18 protein-coding genes and 1 pseudogene are annotated in these 22,762 nt (G+C 68.1%); 6 read left to right on the forward strand and 13 right to left on the reverse strand.

The annotated features are described in order from the left end of the window. Positions 1–52: 52 nt before the first annotated feature. From MMF94_RS00345 to MMF94_RS00365, 4 genes and pseudogenes are all read right to left on the reverse strand, one after another. The gene (locus MMF94_RS00345; RefSeq protein ID WP_241034150.1) at positions 53–997 is read right to left on the reverse strand and encodes an MBL fold metallo-hydrolase; all 945 of its coding nucleotides are present in this window, start codon (positions 995–997) and stop codon (positions 53–55) included. Further along, a pseudogene (locus tag MMF94_RS00355) lies at positions 994–1,946 on the reverse strand (fumarylacetoacetate hydrolase family protein). Before MMF94_RS00355 ends, MMF94_RS00345 begins: the two are co-directional and overlap by 4 nt. Before the next feature lie 120 nt (positions 1,947–2,066). Next, positions 2,067–3,227, reverse strand: a complete 1,161-nt coding sequence (locus tag MMF94_RS00360) for a heparan-alpha-glucosaminide N-acetyltransferase domain-containing protein (RefSeq protein WP_241034153.1) — start codon at positions 3,225–3,227, stop codon at positions 2,067–2,069. Next, positions 3,139–5,730: a Pls/PosA family non-ribosomal peptide synthetase gene (locus MMF94_RS00365; protein WP_241034154.1), complete on the reverse strand. Its 2,592-nt coding sequence runs from the start codon at positions 5,728–5,730 to the stop codon at positions 3,139–3,141. The genes MMF94_RS00360 and MMF94_RS00365 overlap by 89 nt, the downstream gene beginning before the upstream one ends. Positions 5,731–7,009: 1,279 nt before the next feature. Between MMF94_RS00365 and MMF94_RS00370 the strand changes: the two genes are divergently transcribed. Continuing rightward, positions 7,010–7,744 (forward strand): oxygen-binding di-iron domain-containing protein, encoded by a 735-nt coding sequence (locus MMF94_RS00370; protein WP_241034155.1) that lies wholly within the window; start codon positions 7,010–7,012, stop codon positions 7,742–7,744. A gap of 34 nt (positions 7,745–7,778) precedes the next feature. Here the strand turns inward: MMF94_RS00370 and MMF94_RS00375 are convergent, their stop codons facing one another. From MMF94_RS00375 to MMF94_RS00390, 4 genes are all read right to left on the reverse strand, one after another. Then, entirely contained in the window at positions 7,779–8,012 is a 234-nt protein-coding gene (locus MMF94_RS00375) for a hexameric tyrosine-coordinated heme protein (protein ID WP_241034156.1), read from the reverse strand. 225 nt (positions 8,013–8,237) lie between these two features. Further along, positions 8,238–8,831, reverse strand: a complete 594-nt coding sequence (gene nthA / locus MMF94_RS00380; RefSeq protein WP_241034157.1) for a nitrile hydratase subunit alpha — start codon at positions 8,829–8,831, stop codon at positions 8,238–8,240. Further along, positions 8,828–9,493, reverse strand: coding sequence for a nitrile hydratase subunit beta (gene nthB / locus MMF94_RS00385; RefSeq protein WP_241034158.1), 666 nt, complete (start codon positions 9,491–9,493; stop codon positions 8,828–8,830). Before nthB ends, nthA begins: the two co-directional genes overlap by 4 nt. A gap of 58 nt (positions 9,494–9,551) precedes the next feature. After that, the gene (locus MMF94_RS00390; protein ID WP_241034159.1) at positions 9,552–10,562 is read right to left on the reverse strand and encodes an NmrA family NAD(P)-binding protein; all 1,011 of its coding nucleotides are present in this window, start codon (positions 10,560–10,562) and stop codon (positions 9,552–9,554) included. 149 nt (positions 10,563–10,711) lie between these two features. Between MMF94_RS00390 and MMF94_RS00395 the strand changes: the two genes are divergently transcribed. Further along, positions 10,712–11,158, forward strand: coding sequence for a winged helix-turn-helix transcriptional regulator (locus MMF94_RS00395; RefSeq protein ID WP_241034160.1), 447 nt, complete (start codon positions 10,712–10,714; stop codon positions 11,156–11,158). 48 nt (positions 11,159–11,206) lie between these two features. Here the strand turns inward: MMF94_RS00395 and MMF94_RS00400 are convergent, their stop codons facing one another. Both MMF94_RS00400 and MMF94_RS00405 read right to left on the reverse strand, forming a co-directional pair. After that, positions 11,207–12,430: a globin domain-containing protein gene (locus MMF94_RS00400; protein WP_241034161.1), complete on the reverse strand. Its 1,224-nt coding sequence runs from the start codon at positions 12,428–12,430 to the stop codon at positions 11,207–11,209. A gap of 81 nt (positions 12,431–12,511) precedes the next feature. Then, on the reverse strand, positions 12,512–13,222 hold the full coding sequence (locus MMF94_RS00405; RefSeq protein ID WP_241034162.1) for a helix-turn-helix transcriptional regulator: 711 nt from the start codon (positions 13,220–13,222) through the stop codon (positions 12,512–12,514). Between the two features lie 83 nt (positions 13,223–13,305). Between MMF94_RS00405 and thpR the strand changes: the two genes are divergently transcribed. Then, the gene (thpR, locus tag MMF94_RS00410; RefSeq protein WP_241034163.1) at positions 13,306–13,857 is read left to right on the forward strand and encodes an RNA 2',3'-cyclic phosphodiesterase; all 552 of its coding nucleotides are present in this window, start codon (positions 13,306–13,308) and stop codon (positions 13,855–13,857) included. Between the two features lie 33 nt (positions 13,858–13,890). On the opposite strand, the gene MMF94_RS00415 is transcribed toward thpR, so the two are convergent. Further along, positions 13,891–15,393 carry an amino acid permease gene (locus tag MMF94_RS00415; protein ID WP_241034164.1) on the reverse strand — a complete coding sequence of 501 codons (1,503 nt, stop codon included), beginning with the start codon at positions 15,391–15,393 and terminating at the stop codon, positions 13,891–13,893. A 526-nt stretch (positions 15,394–15,919) separates the two neighbouring features. Here MMF94_RS00415 and MMF94_RS00420 point away from each other — a divergent pair. Beyond that, positions 15,920–16,765, forward strand: coding sequence for an SDR family NAD(P)-dependent oxidoreductase (locus MMF94_RS00420; protein ID WP_241034165.1), 846 nt, complete (start codon positions 15,920–15,922; stop codon positions 16,763–16,765). 25 nt (positions 16,766–16,790) lie between these two features. Here the strand turns inward: MMF94_RS00420 and MMF94_RS00425 are convergent, their stop codons facing one another. Beyond that, positions 16,791–17,714, reverse strand: coding sequence for a DMT family transporter (locus MMF94_RS00425; protein ID WP_241034166.1), 924 nt, complete (start codon positions 17,712–17,714; stop codon positions 16,791–16,793). A gap of 177 nt (positions 17,715–17,891) precedes the next feature. Continuing rightward, positions 17,892–21,143 carry an AfsR/SARP family transcriptional regulator gene (locus MMF94_RS00430; RefSeq protein ID WP_241034167.1) on the reverse strand — a complete coding sequence of 1,084 codons (3,252 nt, stop codon included), beginning with the start codon at positions 21,141–21,143 and terminating at the stop codon, positions 17,892–17,894. A gap of 107 nt (positions 21,144–21,250) precedes the next feature. On the opposite strand from MMF94_RS00430, the gene MMF94_RS00435 reads away from it, so the two are divergent. After that, positions 21,251–21,829: a dihydrofolate reductase family protein gene (locus MMF94_RS00435; protein WP_241034168.1), complete on the forward strand. Its 579-nt coding sequence runs from the start codon at positions 21,251–21,253 to the stop codon at positions 21,827–21,829. 33 nt (positions 21,830–21,862) lie between these two features. Continuing rightward, the gene (locus MMF94_RS00440) at positions 21,863–22,753 is read left to right on the forward strand and encodes a DUF418 domain-containing protein (protein ID WP_241034169.1); all 891 of its coding nucleotides are present in this window, start codon (positions 21,863–21,865) and stop codon (positions 22,751–22,753) included. Positions 22,754–22,762: the final 9 nt, after the last annotated feature.

Consider the following 22,762-nt stretch of genomic DNA (forward strand, 5'->3'; position numbering starts at 1 on the left):
TCGTCAGTGAGTAACCCGCGGGAAGCGGGGTTCGTTCCCGTCCGTGTTCGGCTCAGGCCCTGCAGGTCAAGGGCTTCCCGCCGTTGTAGGTGACCATGTCGGACAGAGCGGCGATGACGTCGATCGGTCCGCCGCGCTCCACTCCCGCGAGCTCGGCGTATGCGCGGTGCAGGTTGCCGACGATCCGCTCCGCGTCCGGCCAGTCGGCGAAGCGGCCGAGGTCGGTGTCCTGTGCCGCCCGGAGCGGGGTGACGCCCGCGGCCCGGCCGCGCTCGGCGATGTCGAGCACGAACCGCAGATAGTCGAGACTCGCGTCGAGCGGTGCCCGGTCGTGGAAGACCGGGCCGTGACCGGGGATCGTCGTGGTTGCACCGAGCGGGGCGACGACGGTCTCCAGAACGTCGATCGCGCCGGCCACCGAGCCCATCAGCAGGAACGGCGTGCCGCCGTTGAAGATCAGATCGCCGCAGAACAGCGTGGAGCGCTCGGGGAACCAGACCAGCGAGTCGTTGGTGGTGTGCGCGGGCGTGCCGACATGCCGGACCTCCGCGCGCAGGTCGCCGACGTGCAGCGTGACGCCATCGGTGAAGGTGAGGAACGGCGGGTCGAGCGGCAACGAGCCCCAGTCGGGGTTCTCCCAGAACGGCAGCTCGCGGGGCGGGCCGAACGCGATCATCTCCTCCCGGGCGCGCTCGTGAGCGACGATCGTGGCGGAGCCGAACAGCGCGTTGCCCCAGGTGTGGTCGCCGTGGTGGTGGGTGTTGACCAGCGTGCGAACGGGGGCCGAGGTCACCGAGGAGATCGTGTCGACGAGCGCGCGGGTGCGCCGTTCGGTGGAGCAGGAGTCGACCGCCACCACGCCCTGCGGACCCACGGCGAACCCCGTGTTGTTGATCCACCAGGTGCCGTCGGGCTGGACGTAGGCATAGATCCCGTCCGACACCTCCTGCAACTGGGGCGGAGCGGGGACGGTGATGTCGTGCGTCTGGGAACTCATGGGCCCTCCTTCCGGAGCGGGTGGACGGGTGCTCCCTCGACCACCGGAGCGTCGATCGCGCCGAGCCCGTCGACCTCGAGACGGACGCGGTCGCCCGGCACCAGGTAGGGACAGGCGTCGGCGCCGTGCACGAGAGAGAGTTCGAGGATGTGATCGGTGCCGACCGTACCGCTGCCTATCAGGTCACCGGGCACCACGCGGGTGCCGCGCGAGGCATAGGCGATCATTTCGCCGAAGGACCAGTACACGGCGTCGAGACGGCCGGCGCTGTACGGCTTCCCGTTCACCGACGCTGTCATCTCGGCCGCTGCGGGAAGTTCGTCCGGGTGAGCATCCAGGGTCCGCAGCTCGACGCCGAGTTCTTGCCCTTCGCCGGCCCGAGGTTCAGCTTCATCTCCTCGCCATGCAGGTCGCGGGCGCTCCAGTCGCAGAAGAGCACGTATCCCGCGATGTGCAGGGCGGCCGCGTCCGGCGTGAGGTCCGAGCCCTCCTGCCCGATGACGGCGGCCGCCTCCAGCTCGTAGTCGAACGCCCGGCTGCCCGGTGAGATCGCGACTGGGTCGTAGGCACCGCGCAGAGCGGCCGAGTTGGTGAAGTAGAAGACCGGCTGGGAGTACCAGAGCGGGTCGACCTGCAGGCAGATCGCGGCACTGGCCGTGACGACGTGTTCCTCGAACCCCATGAAGTCGCGGATCGACGGCGGACGCGGGACGGGCGGCAGCAGCGTGACCGTCGCGGGGTCGACGTCCGGCTCCCGTAGCGCCGCCTCCGCGGCTTCACGGAGCCGAATGCCGTCGTCGCCGAGCAGCTCGACCAGGCTCGTGCCGGTCGGCGCGGGATGAAGGCGGTCCTCGTGCCGGACGGCGGTACGGACGAGGCCGTCGGCCCCGGCGTAGCTGCTCCAGCGCATCGGGTGCTCCTCGATGTCGGATTCATGGGGTGTCGTCATGATCCGCCCGCCAGGAACCGCCGAAGAATCATGGAGCCGATCGAATGCTCACACAAGCAGGCTCGGCCGGCCCGGCGGAGAGCTCCGTGGGTTTCTCGGAGAGCGCCAGCAATTCGACGTCTACTCCATACGATTCGGGCGATTCTGTGTGACGAGGACACGGCGAACGCAGTGTGTCAGTTCCAACACCAGCGTCTCCAGCGGCCCTTCCCCCACGAACCGTCGCCACGACACCGCGAAGAGCAACGCGCCGACAAGCAGCACGAGATACTGCTCGACGCGCATGTTCTCCAGCACGCCTGTGGCGAGGATCAGAACGTAGCCGCTGTAGAGCGTGAGCGCCATCGTCCCGGCTGCTGTGATCGGCCGCAGCAGACACGTCATCGCCGGAATGCGCACCAGGAGAAGAACGACACCGACCAGACCAACGCCAGAACCGAGGCTTTCGAGGTTGTGCACGAAGCTGTGCCAGACCGGTGGGTCTGGCGGCAAGGCAAGTCGGCACACCAACCCGACGACCACGAGCGCGAGCCCGCCGACAAACAGACGGGCGACGGCCTGTACCGATGACAGGTCCAGCCGGCCTATGGCCATTCCGGCGATGATGAAAGCGAGATAGGACAGAACGGGATAGGAACCCGTGACGAACAGGCCGGTGATCCACCCGGACGGGCCGACGATCAGGCTTGTGAATGTGAGATTACCTTCGGATCCCGCAGCGCCGCTGTCCAGCGTGGCGGTCGCGATGAGCGGCGCAATGACCATCACCAGCGCCGCGATGCGCGCCAGCAGGTTGGGGCGGCAACCGAGTAGCGGGATCGTGAGCAGGCAGAGGAGGCCGTAGGAGGTGAGGATGACGGTCGTGTGGTTGCTGAACCCGAGCACGAGGCCGATCACCACGATCAGTACGGCCTGCACAGCGATCACCGCGCGGATGACAGTTCTGCCGCGCCCGTGCAACGGCTGATCGCCACCGAAGCTGAGCGCGAGGCTGATCCCCGCGACCACCACGAAGGCAGCCGCGGCGTCAGACCTGACCGTCTGTGCGAGCGCACCGGGCGGGGGCTTGTCGTCGACCTGATCGAACACGTCGGCCGCCATCATGGCGAGCAGCGCGATTCCCCTTGCCAGGTCCATGCCTTCGATTCGGGTCCGCCGCGTGGGCACACCGCGTTCCGAACGGGACACCCGCTCAGCCCTCCGCATGGACCGTGGCCGCCGCGCCGGCCATGTCACGATCGTCCTGATGATGCGCTGCGGGGTTGCCGTGCCATCGGGCACCCGGAGGGACCTCCTCGCCCTTCATGAGGAACGAGTGCGCTTCGATCACGGCGCCGTCGCCCACGTTGGTGCCGTAGTGGATGAACGTGTTGATCCCGAGGGTGACCCGGTCGCCGATGGTGGAGCGGTCGGACTTGAACGCGCCGTCCTCCTGTGAATGGCACTGGAAGTTGCTGGTCAGGTTGAGGGTGCAGTCGTCGCCGATGGTGACGAGCGTGCGTTCGGTCATGGTGAGGCCGTCGTCGAAGAGGCGGCGGCCGACCTTCACGCCCAGCATGCGCCAGACCATGCCCTTGAACGGAGTGCCGTTGAACAACTGGATCCAGGTTTGGGCGGGCACCTTCCAGTACCGCTCGTGGCGCCAGAACGCGCGGTCGTAGATCGAGCAGAACCGCGGCTGGAGGTCTCGGAAGCTCATGACAAGGCGCTCCACCAGCACCCAGTAGAGGATCGTGAACAGCACAGTAACGACGCCGAACAGTGCAGTCGCTACTTGGTCCTCCCAGTGAGCGCTAGACGCCGTCGCGACCGAGCCGAGAAGCAGGATTCCGATGACGTAGAGCCAGCGCACGAGCAGATACAGCGCCATGGTTCCGATGTTGTGCCTGTTCTTGGCGGCCAGACGGTGTCGCTGCTCGGCGCGCCCCAGGTGATTCACATTCGTATCCCGGTCCACTGATCGCGGAATCTGAAAGGCGGGTGCGCCCAGTAGTCCGATGCCTTCCCGAAACGGACCATCGAGCGGGACCATTGCTTTCGTGGCGATGAGACAGTTGTCGCAGGCTCGGCTCTGAGCCGGGTAGGTCACGATGTTTCCGATGAAATTGTGGGCTCCGATCGAAACGCGGGACAGTTGAAATGAGTTCGACGAGAAGTCTGCATTGATGATGGACAGGGTGTCGGCCACCATCGTTCCGCTCCCGATGGTTGTCAGATACGGGTTCTCGTGCTTGAGTTCTGCGCCGAAATTCGACCCGGTCTGAACAACGGTGGACAGATCGTACCCGACCCACTTCAGATAGTGGACGATATAGGAGCTGTCACCGAAGAGCATCGTCAAGAACCTGTTGTTTGTCATTCGCGCGATCGCCTTGTGGATGCCGTAGTGGAAGCCGTAGAGGGGATAGATCGTGTCTGGTTTGATCAGGCGGTTCAGCGCACGCGGAAGCGTGCCGGCGACCAGTAGACCAATGATCAAGTAACCGCCAAAAAGCACCAGCGAAGCCCAGAGTATGTCGTGGTAGAGGGTCAATCCCATGAATGCCGACGGCTCAGGACCCAGGAGTCTGTTGAGCTCCGGGATCTCGGCGAGAGCGAGGACCACGAGCCCGACCATTACCGGCATGGCCACCACTAACGTGGTTACGACCTGCGAGACGCCGAAGAGAGCGCTTCTCGCCCTACCTCCGTTCACCTGATTCACCACGCGATAGTCCACCGAGGTCTGCCGAGCCGGTGAGCCGTGCCAACTCTCTCCAGCCGGCACCGACTGCCCCGTGTGTAGCGAGGAGGAATGGCCGAGCTGCGCTCCGTCGCCCATCGAGACGCCGATGTCGATGACCGAGGTCTCACCGACGAAAACGTCCTTCCCGAACGTCACCGGACCCGTCTGGATCACTCCGCTCTGGGCCCGGTAGCAGGAGACGAACGAGTCCTTGCGGATGACCGTGTTCTGTCCGATCGTGAGCAGGTCGGTGCATACCGGCAGGGTTCTGGTGAAGATCGCGACACCGGGGCCGATCTTCGCGCCGAGTGCTCTGAGATAGAAGTTCAGGATTGGCGAAGTCGTGCTGGAACGTGATCTTCCGCCGATTATCAGCAGCAGCGGATTCGCCCGAATCAGCGTCTTGACGATCCAGAAACGGACATATGTCAGGCTCCAGATCTGAATCTCTTGAGGCTTCCACCGTCCGATCAGTACCCACTTCATCACAATCGGAAGAACGCAGAGGGCGAGGATGCTGACGTCGCCGAACGCGATGGCTCGCACATAGACCTGAACCAGGCCCGCGCCGGTGGAGATCCACTCATAGCCCACTTCCGCCACGTACTCGACGCCCCAGGAGTACGCGACGAAGATCACGAGTTGGAGGGTGCCGCACAGAAGAACCTTCGCAGGACCGGCCCGTAGCCGCGCAGTCGCCCGGTCGGCGGTCGTCGGCACAGATTTCTCGACGGCGTCCGGCGTCGCACCGGTCAATGCCGTCGCCAGGCTGCTGATCGTCGGGTGGCGATAAACATCCGTCATCGACACATCCGGAAGATCTGGCCGCTTCCGAACCCGGGCGCAGAACTGAGCCATCAGCAGGGAGTCGGCACCCAGATTGTCGAAAAAGTGACAGTCGACCGGTACCTGATCCGCACTCACGATATTTGCAAGCAGGTCCGCAAGCTTCCGCTCGACGTCAACGGTCGAGCCGCGGCGCGGGCCGAAGGTTGAACGGTTGCTCCCGGCATCCGTCGATGCCGCCGGGCGCAACGCCGTACTTGTCGGTTCGGGCATCTCTGCAAACCTCCAATGTATCTCGTGATGTTTCTGCGAGTCCCACCCGGGTCCGGCACGGGCTCGCGGTTTCGAGATGGGAATGGCGGGAGTGGTTAATTCTGCGCGTCGGTCCCTTTGGTGCCGTCCCGGCACGTGGCGGCCGACCAGTTCCTTGCGGAGCTTGCCGGTGCTCTTGCAGCACTCCCATGCTGATCGACCCGGTGAGCCCGCAGTGGAGCGTCGTCTCAGGCATGCATGCATCTCTATGCGTTGATCGCATGCTAGCTAGTCCGAACCAGTCGGTCCACTTTCGGGCAGTGACTCATGGCACTACTTCTTGAGAAAATCGGTCTCTATTCGGGCAAACTGGAATGAATAGACTGGACCGGTCAGTCAGTAACTTCTCGCATCGCGGCGGACGCATTTCAGGCGGGTGCGCAGGTAACAGTCGGTCATTCCCCGGTCCAGCAGGTGCGACCGGAGCTTGACCGGTGGTTCGGCGGCCGGTGTGATCACTGCACAGGCGATGTCCCGCTCGGGCCGTGAGGCAGCTTACGAGAGCCGCCTCGGCGGCGGGCGGTCTACTCGGACAGTGCGGAGTCGACGTCCTTGTTCGGAATCATGAGCCCACCGCCCGAAAGGCGCTCTGGCTTCCCTGCATGCCGTGGGTGTCATGCGCCCTACCTGCGAGACGGCGCAGAGGTCGGGTCACGCGGTGCTGGTCATCGTGCGCCAGACCATGGTTCGGACCACCGGGGCCACATGTCAAATGCGAGTATCAAGCGGTCGCCGGCGAGCTCTTTCATGGATCACCTCCGCCGGGACCAGTTCGGATGCCTCCTCGGACCGTGGTTGGCACCCGTGACGAGCGCCGTCGCGCCGGCGATCTTCATCAGTTGCTCCTCGGGTCTCGAAGGATCTTCCGGCAGTGCCCCGTAGCCGGACGGTCGTTGGGATCGGCTGACGATGCGCAGATCGGATGAGCGAAACCGCGACGACGAGCGTGATGTTCAGCGCCGCGTCGAATTCTTCCTCGTGGTGTCGAGATTCGGTCACCTCTTCGGCACCGTAGCCGATGGCGGCCGCTCGCCGTCGGGTTTCGGCATCCCTTCAGAAGGCATATGACGTTGTCCTGCAACTGCATGTCGCTCCGCCGCAAGCCGCCACGACAAATCATGACAAGGGTCAGCAAAGCGTGCAGAGGGTCGCTGACTGCCCCAAGTTCCTATGACAAAATCTCGTTCTTCGGTCATACTGGGGAAGTGAACGGACCCTGCACTGTATCGGCGGTGTTGTGATGGAGACGCTCGTCGACGAAATCGGCCCTGATGTCTACCGAATCTCCACCTATGTCGAGCAGGCAAACCTCGTGTTCAACCAGTACCTGCTGGTTGCCGAGGAGCCGCTGCTGTTCCATTGTGGAGCGCGGCAGCTCTTTCCGCTGGTCCGCTCGGCGGTCGATCGTGTGATCCCGGCCGAGAGTCTGCGGTGGATCAGCTTCGGTCATGTCGAGTCCGACGAATGCGGTTCGATGAACGAGTGGCTGGCGGTGGCGCCTCACGCCGAGGTCATGTACGGGCGTCTCGGTGTGATGCTGTCGCTCAACGATCTCGCCGACAGGCCACCGCGAGTCGTGGCCGACGGCGAGTCGGTCGACCTGGGCGGCAAGAGCGTCCGATGGATCGACACGTCGCACGTGCCCCACGGCTGGGAGGCGGGCCTCCTGTTCGAGGAACGCAGCGAAACCCTCTTGTGCGGCGATCTCTTCACGGCCTCCGGCAGGCAACCGGCGTTGTCCGAATCGGACGTCGTCGAACCCGCGATGGCTGCCGAGGCGAAGTACCACTACACCGCCCTCACCCCGAATACCGCCCCGACGGTCCGACGACTCGCCGACATGGCGCCCTCGACGCTGGCGCTGATGCACGGTCCGGCCTTCTCCGGTGATGCCCCGGCGGCGTTGACGGGGTTGGCGCAGCTCTACGACGAGGAGTTGCACGCAGCGATCGACAGAGCCGGCCGATCAGCCTGACGGAATCGCTACCTGCACTCCGCTGAATCGCTGGTCATCGTCGCCAGTACTGGTTGGCCGCGGCAATCGTGGCGAACTCGGTGGCGATGACCTGCGAGGCGGCGATCAGGTCGCTCGCATTGTTGGCGTAGACCGGACGCAGGGCCTTCCGCACCTCGGCGTCGGGTTGCAGGGCCTTGATCGAGGACCGTGCCAGCTTGATCGCCAGCTCGCGGCCTTCCTCGGGTGTCTCGGTGATCAGCATGCTGGTTGCGACGGCAGCGTTCACAGTGCATCTCCAGGTGGATAGGTCAAATGACGCGTCGATGGTGATCTGTCGGGCGTGAGCAGTCGTCAGTGCATGTGTGGGTGGTCGTGACCGCTGGGGCGCTGGGCCGGCGTGTGCGCGCGTGTGGTCACGTCGTCGGCGTGCACGGTGCCGGAGTCGGCGAGTAAGACCAGTTCGCCGTTGGCGCGCGGTGGCGCGGCGGGGCCGTCGACGTCCAGCGGGTGCTCACGGCGCTTCCACCTTGGCGACGCCGACCATGGCGTCCCGCGTGACGAGCCGGGCGAGCTGTTCCTCGGAGAGGTTCTCGGTGCCGGCGGGTCGTTCGGGCAGCACCAGCCAGCGCACTTCACTGCTGGAGTCGTGGACGGTGATCCGGACGCCGTCGGCGAGGTCGAGGCCCATCTCCGAGAGCACGGTGCGTGGTTCCTTGACGACGCGTGCGCGGTAGGCGGGGTCCTTGTACCAGCTCGGGGGCAGGCCGAGCACCGACCAGGGGTAGCAGGAGCAGAGCGTGCAGACCACGACGTTGTGGACGGTCGGTGTGTTCTCGACGACGACGATGTGCTCACCCTGGCGCCCGATGAAGCCGAGTTCGTCGATAGCGGCGGTGCTGTCGTCGAGCAGCCACTGCCGGTAGACCGGGTCGGTCCAGGCCTTCGCGACGACCTTGGCCCCGTTGAGTGGGCCGATGTTGACCTCGTACTCGGTGATGAGTCCGTCCATCACGACCGGGTCGATCAGGCCGCGTTCGGTGAGCAGTTGCTCGAGGGCCTCGGTGCGCAACGCCGCGGGAATGGGCGCGCTGGTTCCGGTGGTCATGGGGTCTTCTCCAGATAGCTTTCGTAGAGCTCGATCGTGACGGCGAAGGGTTCGGCGCCGCCGCCCCACAGCTCGTGGGAGTCGAACCGCACCGTGTAGACGTGCTGGGGGTTCTCGCCCATGAAGTGCGCGTTCGTGTCGGGCAGCAGTGCGCTGGGCTGGATGAGCTGGACGGTTCCGGTGTGCCCGCGGACGTAGCCGGCCAGCCTGGTGTGCCCGGCGGGTGAGATGTTCTTGGCGCGCACCCGCTCGCCCACCGTGAAGGCCGGCGGAGCGTCCACGGGGCGCAGCGCGCCCGGGGCGGTGGGTGCGTAGTCGGGTTTGGCCGGCCGGGGAATCGGCGGTTCCTCGGCGTGCTCGCCGCGTAGGTTGCGGGCGCGGGCGTCGACCGCGCCGGGGGCGAGGATCGCGCTGTCGGTGAGCATCAACTCCGAGGCGTTGAGCCAGCGACCGAAGTAGCCCTGGTCCAGGTAGGCGGAACGGTTCAGACGCTCGATCGCGTGCCGGAAGGCGTCGACGTTGAATCCGGCCAGGTGCTGCGACAGCAGCGCCAACGCGAACGCCCTGCCCTGCCAGCGCTCGGCGAAGAGCGGCTCGTCACGGTCGGGCGGACGAGTCGGCCCCCAGCCCGGGGTACCCCCCATGTCGGCAATTCCGTCCATGCCGCCACCCCTCGATATGCTCGCGAGCCGCTGGAATTCGCGAGAAGATTTCCCATGTCTATTTTTCGGCGCCGGGGTCAGGCATGAATTTCTGACGGTTTCGCTCGACGAAGTCGTCGAGCGTGACGGCGGGACGTCCTGTCAGTCGCTGGATGTCGTCCGTCACCAGGTGGGTGTTGTGCCGGCGCAGCGTGATGCTCTGGGCGGACAGGTGCGCGGCGGCTGTGGGATCCGCCTGTCCCGCCGTGGTGCTCGCGATCAGCTCGCGCCATTCCTCCGGCGGGATGGGCTGGTAGTGGACGGGACGGCCGGTCGCCTTGCTGATGATCCCGGCGATGGCGGCGTGACTGGCGCGCTCCGCTGCGCCCACCACGGTGGTGCGGTCGGTGACCACACCCGGATCGGCCAGGAGTGTTGCAGCCATCGCGCCGACGTCCGACGCGGCGATCCAGGAGGGTTCGAAGTCACCGAACGAATTGCGGATCTGGCCGAGCTCGCGGATCTGGCTCCCGTGCAGGGAGAGCAGGTTCTCCATGAAGAAGGCCGCGACCCGCAGATGGGTGCCTCCATATCCCGCCCACTCGAAGATCCGTTCGGTCACCCATTGGGCCCGTCCCTGTGGGCTGCGGCTGGCCGGGAAGGCTGCGTCCAAGGACAGATCGACGATTCGCTGCAGACCCTGCTCGTGCCCGGCGGCTGCGAAAAGCCCGGCGGCTTCGGTGATTCCCGCGCGAACCGGGTAAGAGAAGTAAGCGGCCTCGATTCCCTCCAGCGCTGCGAGGATGCTGGGGTAGTCGGCGAGGTCGCCGATCGCGATCTCGACTCCCATGCCGAGCAGTTCTTCGGATCGCTCATCGAGCCGGCGAACCATGGCCCTGACGGGTATTCCTCGGCTGAGCAGTTCGGCGGTGACGTGGCGGCCGGTGCCGCCCACGCGCCCGGTCGCTCCGGTTACCAGAATCCGTGGTTTCGCACTTGTCACCAAGTACTCCTTTCCGTGAGGGGTGGGGTTTTCTGAAAGCTGACCTCGATCACATGCTCGGCTGAGCCTCACATCGCCCTCGCGCATTCGACGGCGTGTGGACTCATCGATCTCCTTCCTGCCTGGCCTGGCCGGGATGAGGAGATCGTCACGACCGTCCAGGTGGTAGTAAACTGAAACCAGGTTAGGGCAAGGTGGTCTTGATTCGCAACCAGGATGAGGGGGAGACGCCACCGGTGAGCGCGAAGACGTGGACGAGCCCGGGCTGTCCGGTGGCGCGGGCGGTCGACATCGTGGGCGACAAGTGGTCGCTGTTGATCATCCGTGACGCCTTCGACGGCATCCGGCGCTTCAGCCAGTTCCAGCGAAACCTGGGAGTGGCGAGGAACATCCTCAGCGGGCGTCTGCAGAACTTGGTGGAGGCGGGTGTGCTGAGCGTGCAGCCGGCGTCGGACGGCAGCAGTTACCGGGAGTACGTGCTGACCGAGAAGGGGCAGGATCTGTTCGATCTCGTGATCAGCCTGCGTCAGTGGGGTCAGGACCACGCCTACGAGCCGGGGGAGAAGCACGCCCGGCTGGTCGACGTGGCGACCGACGAGCCGGTGCCGAGGCTTGTGTACACCGCACCCGACGGGTCCCGGGTGCGTGCGAGCGACACGCGGGTGCGCAAAGCCGGCGAGTGAGCCTCGGCGCCGGCCAGGTCGGGCAGAGGCGGCTGCGCCGGGCTCCGGTTAGGCCGCCTGGGTGGGTGTCCATTGGTCGGCGCCGAAGACTTCGTAGCGGATCTGTTCGGTGGGCAGGCCGCGTTGGCGCAGGTTGCTGCGGATGGTTTGCATGAAAGGAACGGGTCCGCAGAGGTAGGCCTCGGTGTCGGGGTGGATGGGGATGTCGTCGGGTTGGACGTGGCCGGTGTGGAGTTCGATGCCGGCGGGTGCGGGCTCGGTGCTGGTGGGGTGGGCGTACCAGACGAGGTGGCGGAAAGACCGCAGGCGGGAGCCGCTGGTGATGATGTCGGCGCGCAGGGGGTGGCGGGTGGCGTCGTTCTCGGCGTGAACGGCGACGACGTCGCGCGTGGGTTGGGTACGCGCGATGTGGTCGAGGATCGCGGCGATGGGGGTGATGCCGACCCCGGCGCTGATCAGGACCAGCGGGTGGGTGCCCGGGCGCAGGGTCAGGTCGCCGTAGGGGGCGCTGAGTTGCAGGTGGTCGCCCTCGCGGACGTGGTCGTGCAGGAAGCACGAGACCAGGCCGGCGGGGGTGTCGGGAGTGGCGGGGCGGGCGCGGCGGACGGTGATACGCAGCGCTCCACCCGCTGGGGCTTGGGAGAGTGAGTACTGGCGCAGTTGGCGCCCGATCCCGGGCAGGTCCACGGCCAGGGTGACGTACTGGCCGGGAGTGAAGGCGGGTGCGGGCTGGTCGTCGGTGGGTGTGAGGACGAACGAGACGGTGTCGTCGGCCTCGTCGCGGCGGTGCGCCACGGTGAACTCCCGCCAGGGCTGCTCCGAGGTGACCCCGGCTTCTGCGTAGAGGCGGGCTTCGCGCCCGATGAGGCGGACGGCGAACAGCCAGTAGAGCTCGTCCCAGGCGGCGGCGACGGCGGGGGTGACCGCGTCGCCGAGGACGGTGGCGACGGCGTGGAGAAGGTAGTGGCCGACGATGGTGTACTGCTCCGGCCGGATGCCCAGAGAGGCGTGACGCTGGGCGATGCGTTCGACCATGACGTCGATCGGGAGGCCTGCCCCGGCTCCGATCTGGGTGGCGGCGAATGCGGCGACGGCGCCGGCGAGGGCTTGGCGTTGGGCGCCGGTGGCTTGGGCGCTGCGGGAGAACACATCGAGCAGTTCGGGGTGTTCGGCGAGCATGGTGTCGTAGAAGACACCGGTGATGGTCTCCAGGTGCTGGCGCACGACGGGCAGGGTGGCCCGCACGATTTCTTCGTTGGCCGGGGACAACATGACTTCCTCCATGAGAACGCAGGGGGGATCACCGGTTCGCCTCGGGCGTCCGGCGGACCGTTCTGGAACGAGAAGAGCGGGTTAGTTGCGGGGGATCAGGTCGGCGATGCAGATCCCGGGTCGGGCGAAAGGTGTGAGGGTGGTCGTGAGGCCACCGTCGGCGGCGCCCTCGACAGTGGCGTCGAGTAGGCCGCGGTGCACGCCGCAGACCACGCCGGGGTGACGGCGGGCGACGTCGAGGAACGGGCAGGCGTGCAGTTCGATCCGGCTACCGGTGGCGGTGGGGACGGCGACGGGTTCGAAGCCCAGTTCGGTGAACAGCGCCACCGCCCGATCCGTCGCCACCGACAACGAGGACGACACCGCGGACGCCTCAGGGGCGGGAGAGTCGGGCACCTCGGGAGCAGCGGGGTCGGACACCGTTGTGGCCCACGCGCGCCCGGCCTGCTCAGGCAGGTTGTCGTGCCCGCCCTCCTGCTCTAGTCGCCCGGCCAGGATCTCGGCCAGCAACTGGTAGCCACCGGTTTGCACGCCCGGGGTCACGGACGCGTACAACGCCTGGGGGCGTCCCGGGCCCGAACGGGTCCCGGTGTGCTGGGCCACGAACCCGGCCTCGATGAGCACGTTGAGGTGGAACCGCACCGTGTTGACGTGCAGACCGGTGCGCTGGGCCAGCATCCGCGCGTCCACCGGTGTCGCGGACTCCCGCAGCGCCGCCAGCAACTGGCGTCGGCTCGCCACCGCGAGCGCGTCATGGGCGGTCGGCGGGGCTGAGGGCGTCTGCTCGGGCACGATCTTGAATATAGACGATGCTGATCGTTTAAAACCTGTGAGCGCGGCGACAGCTTTCGCCGAGCAGCTGCGAGGATGAGGCCGTGCGCTTGTTCGTCGCACTGACGCCGTCGGCCGCCGCGGTCACCGAGTTGTGGACCGCGAGCGAGGCCCTGCGTGCTGAACAGCCAGGGCTGCGATGGGCTCTCCCGGACCAGTGGCACCTCACCCTGGCTTTCCTCGGAGAGGTCGCAGATGTGGCGACGGCGGACCTGGCGCAGCGGCTGGGGCGCGTTGCCGCTCGACACCCTCCGCTCGTGTTGTCACTGGGTGGCGCGGGGCGCTTCGGGAATCGGGTCCTCTGGATCAGGGTGCGGGGAGACACCGACCGGCTGCGCTGCCTGGCCGCATCCGTGCGCGCGTCGGCCCGGCGTGCTCGATTGTCCGTCGAGGACCGGCCGTATCGGCCGCACCTCACGCTTGCCCGGGCGCGGGACGGGGCTGACCTGCAGCCCGCCGTTGCGGCGCTGGGTGAGTTCGAGGGTCGGGCGTGGACCGTCGACGAGTTGCATCTGGTCTGCAGCCACCTGGGCGCCGGTCCGGGCGGCACAGCGCGGCACGAGACCTACGTATCCTGGCCTCTACGCGGGCGCTAGTGGGACGCCGGGCCGATCACGACCTGCGCATCGTCATGCGTCGTCCGGACGACCGGTCGCTGCCTCGGGCTCGCCGGCGCCACCGCGGGATGCGCCGCGTCCCGAAAGCGCGAGCTCGTCGCGCAGCGGGTCGTTGCTCGCGGAGTCGCCGCGGCGGGAGGCCGTGACGAAGTAGGCGATGACGAGCAGGGCGAAGAACGGAATCCCGACCTTCCAGGCGATCTGCAGGCCGTCGATGAACGCGGTGGAGACGAGTACCGCGCCGAGGAACAGGAACGCGAGGCCGGTGGTGACGGGCGCTCCCCACATGCGGGCGGGAGAGTCGGGCAGTCCGTGCTGTCGGCGCAGCAGCCGGAACCGCGCGTGGGACGCCAGGATCATCATCCACACGACCAGCGCACCGAACACCGAGATGCCGAAGAGGGCGAGGTAGGCGTCAGCTCCCTGGTTGACCGAGAGCGCGGCGGCGATCGCGAGGCCTGCCGTGGACAGCACGAGGGCGTTTCGAGGTGCTCCCGATCGGCTGACCTTTCCGAGCGCGGCGGGTGCGTAGCCGTGCCCGGCCAGGCTGTGGAGCATGCGTGTGGTCAGATAGAGGTTGGTGTTGGCGCTGGACAGGGCGGCGGTCAGGATCACGAAGTTCATCAGCGAGGCGCCGCCGGGCACCTGGGCTGCGTCGAGTACCCGGACGAACGGGCTGGCATCGAGACTGCCGCCCTGCGCTGTCTGCGACCACGGCGCGATGGTCAGCACCACGGCGATGGCGAGGACGTAGAAGATGGCGAGCCGGACCACCATCTGACGTGCGGCTCGCGGGACGTCCCGGGTCGGGTTCTCCGCCTCGGCCGCGGTGACGGACACGACCTCCGTGCCGATGAAGCTGAAGACGACGAACACCATTGCGAGGAAGACCCCGCTGAGGCCCATGGGGAAGAACCCGCCGTCGGAGGTGAGGTTGTCCACCCCGGTCGCGGGCGCACCCGGCAGGCCGACGGTGATGAGCAGGATGCCGAGCAGGATGAACACGACGATCGCCGAGACCTTGATCATCGACAGCCAGTACTCGAACTCACCGAAGAAGCGCACAGTGGCGGCGTTGACGACGATCAGCGCTACGGAGAACACGACGACGGCGAGCCACAGGGGCACTGTCGGCCACCAGTACTGCACGTAGATCCCGGCGGCGATCACCTCACCGCCCACGGCGATCACCTGGATCGTCCAGTACGTCCAGCGGGTGACGAAGCCGGCCCATCGGCCCATGTAGGAATGCGCGATGGTGCCGAAAGCCCCCGCCGTGGGGTGCACCGTGACCATCTCGGCCAACGCCCAGGCGATCACCAGCGCAACCAGCGCCACGACGACGAAGGCGATGATCGTCGCCGGTCCCGCCTGCGAGATCGCCAGTGCGGACCCGAGGAAGAGGCCCGTGCCGATCGCTCCTCCGAGCCCGATCATCGTCAGCTGCCGCCCGGTCAGCCGACGATGCAACTGGTGCTCGGTGGCGCCTGTCGTGACGCCGTCGGGCTCAGCCATTGCGTCCTGATTCCACGGCCCGGCCTTCGTGGACGTGAGACCGTGGTCGACCGGTGTGCGGCCGGTGCGTGCCGGCGTCGTCGTCCGGTGATCCGTGGTGCTCGGTCGCGGTCATCCGGCTTCTCCTCGCCACCGGGTACCCGGCCCCGGCCACCCCACGGACCTTAAGGACGGCTTCAATGAAGGTCAACAATCTTCAACGACGTTGACAGCGACGCAGGTGGGGCACGCTGTCGACGACGCTCGCGGGCCGCTCGGGCCCCGTCGGTGCATGAGCCGGACGTGTCGCTCCGCCGAGAAGAAGCGGCCTGTGGGATACGCACCGTCAGCGCGGTGCGCCGGCCCGAGCCGTTCGAGTGCGAGGCGGGTCGACCGAATCGAGGAATTCGGTCTCGGTCGGTGTCATCGGGACCGGGTGGTGGTTGATGTCGTCGCCAACGGGTGAATACGTCGAAGATCTGTCGATTCTCAGCGTCCTTTCAGTTCTCAGCTTCCATTCAGGACGTTTTCAATACGGTCCCCGGCCATGTCCACTGCACTCATAACAGGTGGCAATACAGGGCTCGGCGCGGCGTTCGCTCAGCGGCTGGCGGCCCAAGACCACAACCTCGTCCTGGTCGCGCGGAACCGAGAGCGGCTGGAGGGCGTGGCGGGCCGAATCCGCGCTGAACACCGGGTCGAGGTCGAGGTGCTGTCCATGGACCTGGCGGTGCCGGCCGAGCGTGCGATCGTGGAGAGGAGGTTGAACGGCGAAGTGGGTGGCCCGGTGGATGTTCTGGTCAACAACGCCGGTGTGAGCACCCACGAATTGTTCGACCGCGCCACTCCCGCTGGGCTCCAATCCGAGATCGACGTCAACATCACCGCGGTACTGCAGCTCACCCGCGCCGCGCTACCCGGCATGCTCAGCCGTGGCCAGGGCATTGTCATCAACGTCGGCAGTTTCGCGGGCTATCTGGGTAACCCTGGTTCGGCCTACAGCGCCAGCAAGGCATGGGTCATGAGCTTCACGGACTCCATTGCCGCGTCGCTGGTCGGTACCGGCGTCCAGGCGATTGCGATCTGCGCCGGTCAGATGCGCACCGGCCGGCACATCCAGGCGGGACGGCCGGTCGGATCCGCGAAGTCGCCGCTCTGGCTGGAGCCGGCCGACGTCGTCGACCGCTGCCTGAGCGACCTGCGTAAGCAGCGCTCGCTCAGCGTCCCGGGCGCGACGTATCGCACCGCTGTGAACCTGCTCGAGCTACCGCGCCGGTCGCTGCGCACGGCGGCCCGGCTGGCCGGCCACAGTCGTGAGCAGCAGGCGATCCGAGTGCGCGCGCCGAAGGAGCCCGAGTCGCCGCCTGTGATCTCGCCGCCGGTGCACCAGTGACCCGTGCACCTGTTCGGCGTGGCGGTCATGCCGCTGAACGGGCGGTTTCCGGGCCCGCGAGGGACGCGCGTGCTGCGGTCGCGTGCGGCGCGATCACGCTCCGCGGGGACAGCAGGACGACGCCGACGGCCGTGGCGAGGACTCCCGCGAGGCCGATCACGAGATGGAGCGGCGTGGTGGAGATCGGCTCGCCGAGCGCCAGAACGGCCACCATGCCTGCGGCCAGCGGATCGACGAGCGTCAGCGTGGCGAGCGGAGCGCCGAGACCGCCGTCGCGGTACGCGTGCTGGGTGAGGACGACTCCGGCGGCGGCCGCCAACAGGCCCGCGCCGATGACGGTCGGCGCGGTATGGCCGAGCCACACGGCCTTCGCCGTGCCCGAGGTGAATCCGAAGCACAGCGCGGCGGCCACCGCATAGAGGACCGGCGCCGCACGAGGCAACCTGTGCCTGATCGCGATGGCACCCGTGGCCAGTACGACGGCCAGCACTGCCACGACCGCCGCGACGACCCAGTACCCCAGCACCGGCGAGACCGATGCTGAGTGGCGGGGGATGGCCGACAGCGCCGCAGGTAGACCGAACACGATGCATGCGGCGCCGAGCAACGTCGGGCGGTCGGGGGTCGTTCTGGTCATCCGGGCGTGGATCACCAGGGCGAACACCAGCGCCGTGACCCCGAGCGGCTGCACCAGGAGTAGAGCGCCCGAACCCAGCGCGGCGAGGTGCAGAAGGGCCCCGAGGCAGCTCGCCGCGATCGCAGTCCACCACCCGCGCCGCCGCACCAGCCGGGCCACCAGATGGAGACCTCCCGACTGATGGTCGGCGACCTCCCGGTGCTGGAGCACCGCGGATGCGGAATAGCAGACGGCGGAGGCCAAGGCGAGGGCGACCGCGAGGAGGATCTGCACGAAGACGACGTTACTGACCCGCCGCTTCCGTGCGGTCATTCCGAAGGCAAGATATCGACAAAATCAGCCGTCCACGTGGGCGTGTCGAGGGCGGTTCGTCGAGTCTGCGACCGTATTCGCGCAATGTCGCGATCCTCGCAACCACAGCGGCGACATTGCGGCGGTGCACCTTCCGCGTCTCCGTCCGGACTAATGGTTCCCGCCGCGCGCCGCGCCTCACGCCCTCCCAGCGGGCAGTGGTGACACGGCGACCAGGGCCCGCACGTCGTCACGTCTGAGCCGGGCTCCGCGGGCGTGTTCGGCAGCGAAACGTTGCTCACCCAGCGCCGCCCGCACGAGTGTGGTGATCCGATCGATGTCGGCGCGTTCGGTGGGCGATGCGGACTGGCCGTTCGCGCCACGCATCGCGTCGGCCGTGCCCAGGAGCCGAGCGGCCCGGTCGTGGTGCCCGGCGACGGCCATCGCGCCCGCCAGCCCGTCCACCGCGATCGTGAAGTCGCGGCCCGTCGTGAATCGCGCCGCCAGGTCGAGGACCTCGAGGTGCGATGCGACGGCGCCTGCCGCGTCGCCACGCTGCTCGGCGACGAAACCGAGTTCGGCCATGACCATGGGCAGGTGCGGGGGTGGGGTCTGCTCGGCGTCCTCTCGCGGGGTCAGGCTCAGCAGGCCCAGCAGGTGGGTCTCCGCGAGATCGAGGCGGCCGTCCCGGCGAGCGGCGAAGGCGAGCCCGAGCATGGCGAAGATCCGCCCGGGCCGGTGCCCCTGTGCGACGGCCAGCCGCAGCGCCTGCTCGCAATGCACCACTGCCGTCGCGTGGTCTCCCCGTTGCAGCGCGATCCAGCCGAGCCAGCCCAACCGGCCGGCGACCTCCGCCTGCAGACCCAGTTCCTCGGCCAGTCGCAGTCCCTCGCGGTGCTCCCGCTCCGCCCGATCATGGTCGCCGGTCATCTCGGCCAGCGCACCGAGCCAGCTGGTGGCCTCCAGCCTCCCCCAGCGGTCGCCGACCTCCCCGAACAGCTCGGCGCTCCGCCCGGCCTCGCGTTCGAGGGCCACCACGTCGGCGCGGATGTGTGCGAGCTTCGCCCGGCAGGCGAGCGCCGCCGCCGTTCCCCACCGGTCGCCGAGCTCCTCGAAGACGGGCAGCGCCCGCTCCACCAGCTCCTCGGCCACGGCCAGGTCGCCGAGGTCGATGCCGGCGTAGGCCAGGAACCACTCGACACGGGCCCGGCCTGCCGGATCCCCGGCGTCTTCGTACAGCTCCAGCGCGGCGCGGCGGCGCTCGTCCCGGTCGGCGAGGTCGCCGTGGAGAAATCCGATACCGGTGTGCCAGGCCATGGCCCTGGCTCGCAGTGCTGTGGCCGTGGAGTCCGCGCCGGCTACGCCCAGCGCCGCGGCCAGCCACCGCCGGGCCTCCGGGACCCTTCCACGGAGGAACCAGTACCAGGTCAACGCGTTGACGAGCCGCAGAGCGCCCTCGGCGTCGCCGTCCCGGACAGCTGTGGTGAGAGCGGACCGCAGGTTGGCCGTCTCGGCATCCAGGCGCCGGAGCCACCGCCGCTGGTCGGAGCCGTACAGCTCGGGCTCCGCCCGCTCGACGAGATCGGTGTAGAAGTGCTGATGGCGCAGCCGGACGTGCTGGGTCTCCTCCGCATCCCGCAGTCGGTCGAGGCAGTAGGCAGCCACCGACTCCAGCAGCCTGTACCGCGGCCCGTCCGGGCCGGAGGCGACGACCACCAGCGACCGGTCGACGAGGCGGACGAGCTGGTCGAGCACGCTCAGCTCGACGTCTGCGCAGACATACTCGGCGGCCTCCAGCGTGCAGCCGTCGGCATGCACCGCCAGGCGGCGCAGCACGGTCTGCTCGGGAGCGGTCAGGAGGTCCCAGCTCCAGTCGATCATCGCCAGCAGGGTCTGCTGGCGCGGCGGCGCGCCGCGGTGACCCGTGGCCAGCAGCCGGAACCGGTCGTCGAGGCGGTCCACGAGCCCCTGGACGCCGAGCGCCCGCACGCGCGTCGCCGCCAGTTCGAGGGCGAGGGGGATGCCGTCGAGTCTGCGGCAGAGCACCCCGACGGCGGGAGCGGTCTCCGCATCGAGCGTGAACCCCCTGGTCGCGGCGGATGCACGGGCGACGAACAGCTGTACGGCGCCGGTCCGCCCGAGTTCCGGGAGCTTCGCAGCGCGGTCGGGCACGTCGAGCGGGGGAACGTTCCACACGACTTCACCGGCGAGCGCGAGCGGCTCCTGGCTCGTCGTCAGCAGCCGTAGCCCTGGAACGGTGCGCAGCAGCTGCTCGGCCAGCGTGGCGACCGGTTCGACGAGGTGCTCGCAGTTGTCCAGCACCATCAGCAGCCTGCGGGGACGCAATGCCTCCGTGAGCCGCTCGACGGCGGACACCGGCGCGCCCGACTCGATCCCGGCCCGGACATCCAGCGCGGTCATGATCGTCTCGGCGACCAGCGGCACCGCGTCCTGGTCCGCGACCGGGTCGAGCGCGGCCAGTTCGACGAGCCACGCTCCGTCCGGGAACGCGTCGTTCAGCCGTCGTGCCGCCTGGATCGCGAGCCGGGTCTTGCCCACTCCGCCCGGGCCGGTGAGCGTCACCAGCCGGTCGGACTCGATCCGGCCGCACACGTCGGCGACGGCGGCCTCGCGCCCGATCAGGTCGGTGAGAGGTTCGGGCAGCCTCGTTCCCGGGTGAGGGGATGGCGGCGCCTGGGTGGCGGGCGCGGCGAGCGCCGGATCCTGGCTCAGGATCGCGCGTTGCAGGGCGGTCAGCTCGGCGCCGGGGTCGAGCCCCAGCTCGTCGGCGAGCAACACCCGCAGCTCGTCGTAGCTCGCGAGGGCTTCGCCCGGCCGTCCCGCGCGGTAGAGGGCGCGCATGTGTGCCGAGCGCAGCCGCTCCCGCATGGGATGCTCGGCCAGCAGCGCGCTGAGCTCAGCCACCATCGCGGCGTGCTCGCCCAGATCGAGCCGGGCCTCCGCCCACTCCTCCTGTGTCGTGAGTCGCTGCTCGGCCAGGCCCGCGACCGTCGCCGCGACGAACGGCTCGTCCGCGAAGTCGGCGAACGCGGGCCCGCGCCAGATCGCCAGCGCGTCCGCCAGCACAGTTGCCCTCGTCCGCTGGTCGGACGTGCCTGCGGCTTCCGCGAGCAACGACCGGAACGTGCCGGTGTCGGTCGTGCCCCGGATCAGGTATCCGGCAGGAGTGTGGACGACCAGGTCCCGGCAGCCGGGCTCGGCGTCCTCCAGTGCCCTTCTGAGCTGGGAGACCTTCACCGACAGGGCAGCAGCGGGGTTGGAGGGCGGTCGATCGCCCCACAGATCGTCGATCAACCGGTCGGCGGGCACCGGCCGCCCCTCGTGGACGAGCAGGTCGGCCAGCAGGGCGCGGACCTTCAGCCCCGGAACCGCGACGGGCAGGCCATCGGCCGTCCACGCCGCCACGGGCCCGAGTACCCCGAATCGCACGGCGGCCACCGTAACCGCCTGCTCACGCGGGCCGTAAACCGGCGAGAAGGTTTCCGTAAGCGATCGTCGGCAGAGTGAGCCGCACACCAACCGACAGGAGCACGACAATGCGAAAGATCATCGCTTCGACCCACACCACCCTCGACGGCTACATCGACAACCCGCACCTGTGGTCGATGCAGTACATGAACGACGAGGCCCAGGCCTACGCGATGGAGCTCACCCTCGGTGCCGACGCCCTGCTACTCGGGCGGGTCACGTACGAGGGCATGGCGCAGGCCTGGCCGGCGATGGGCGGCAACCCCTTCGCCGACCACGTCAACAGCATCGCCAAGTACGCGGTCTCCTCGACCCTGGACCCCTCGGCTCTGACCGCATGGGACAACTCGACCCTCATCCCGGGCGACGACCTCGTCGCCGAGGTGACGAAGCTGAAGGAGCAGCCCGGCAAGAACATCCTGATCTGGGGCTGCGGGCGGCTCACCGATGCGCTCATGGAGCACGGCCTGCTCGACGAGTACCGGCTCTGGGTCTCTCCCGTCATCCGCGGCGAGGGGCAGCGCTTGTTCCGCGACGGCATCGCCGCCACTCTCGAGCTGGCCGGGTCGACCCAGTTCCGCAGCGGAGGCGTCGTGCTCGCCTATCGCCCGGTGAACGCGAACGCCGAGCCGGTGGCCGCGGGCTGAGGGCCGCGATCGGCCGGCGTCGCGGTACACGCCGTGCTGGTCGCCGTGATCGGTCTGGGGCTCGGGTTCACCGGTCGTGCGGACATCGTCCTTCCCTGCTTCGCGGTGCTCTTCCTGCTCTCGATTCCGCTACTCGGGTTGCGGCCATGGATGCTGACGCGCATCGCGGCCGTTTTGTTGCTCGTCGCTGCGCCGATGATCACCGCGACGATCGCAGGCGCCGTGCCGAGGCCGGTCGACAACCCCACATTCGCCACCCTGGTCACGGATCCGGACGGGCTGGTCATCGGGTTGTTCCTGACCGGCTTCTACCCGGTGATCGCCTACCTCGCCTATATCTGTGCCGGGCTCGTCATCGGCCGTTTGGATCTGTTGTCCGTCCAGGTCGCGTACCGGCTGCTTCTCGCAGGGCTCGCAACCGCGGCCGCGGGGATGTTGTGGTCGATGCTGCCGCTGCCGCATCGGCAGAGCTGGATGGTTCTCATCCATGACGTCCACGCCCTCGGTGCGGCGATCGCGGTCCTCGGGGCGTCGCTGCTCGTGGTGCACGTCCCGGTGCTGGCACGCCTGCTGTGGCCGGTGAGGACGGCGGGAGCCATGCCGCTGACGCTCTACTCGGCACATGTGCTGGTGCTGGTCGCGGGTGTGCTGGAGCACGAACCCGTCGTGCTGTTCCTGTCGCTGATCGCCGGAGGGCTCCTGTTCGAGGTGCTGTGGCGGGCGTTGGCGAGGCAGCAGCAGGGCCCGCTGGAATGGCTGGTCGGGGCGGCCTCGCGCAGAGTGCGCCGTGCCGTTCTCGGGTCGCGAGGCGCGGAGGGGCCGGCCTCACACGCCGGTCATGGTGAGTTGCGGCGGACGCCGGGGCGGCAGCGCTGCCGCCGGTCGGCTGACGGCCGTATGCACGCTCAACGGCACGTGCCCTGACCGTCGAGC

It is taken from the genome of Pseudonocardia alaniniphila (assembly GCF_022524485.1).
GTDB lineage: Bacteria > Actinomycetota > Actinomycetes > Mycobacteriales > Pseudonocardiaceae > Pseudonocardia > Pseudonocardia alaniniphila.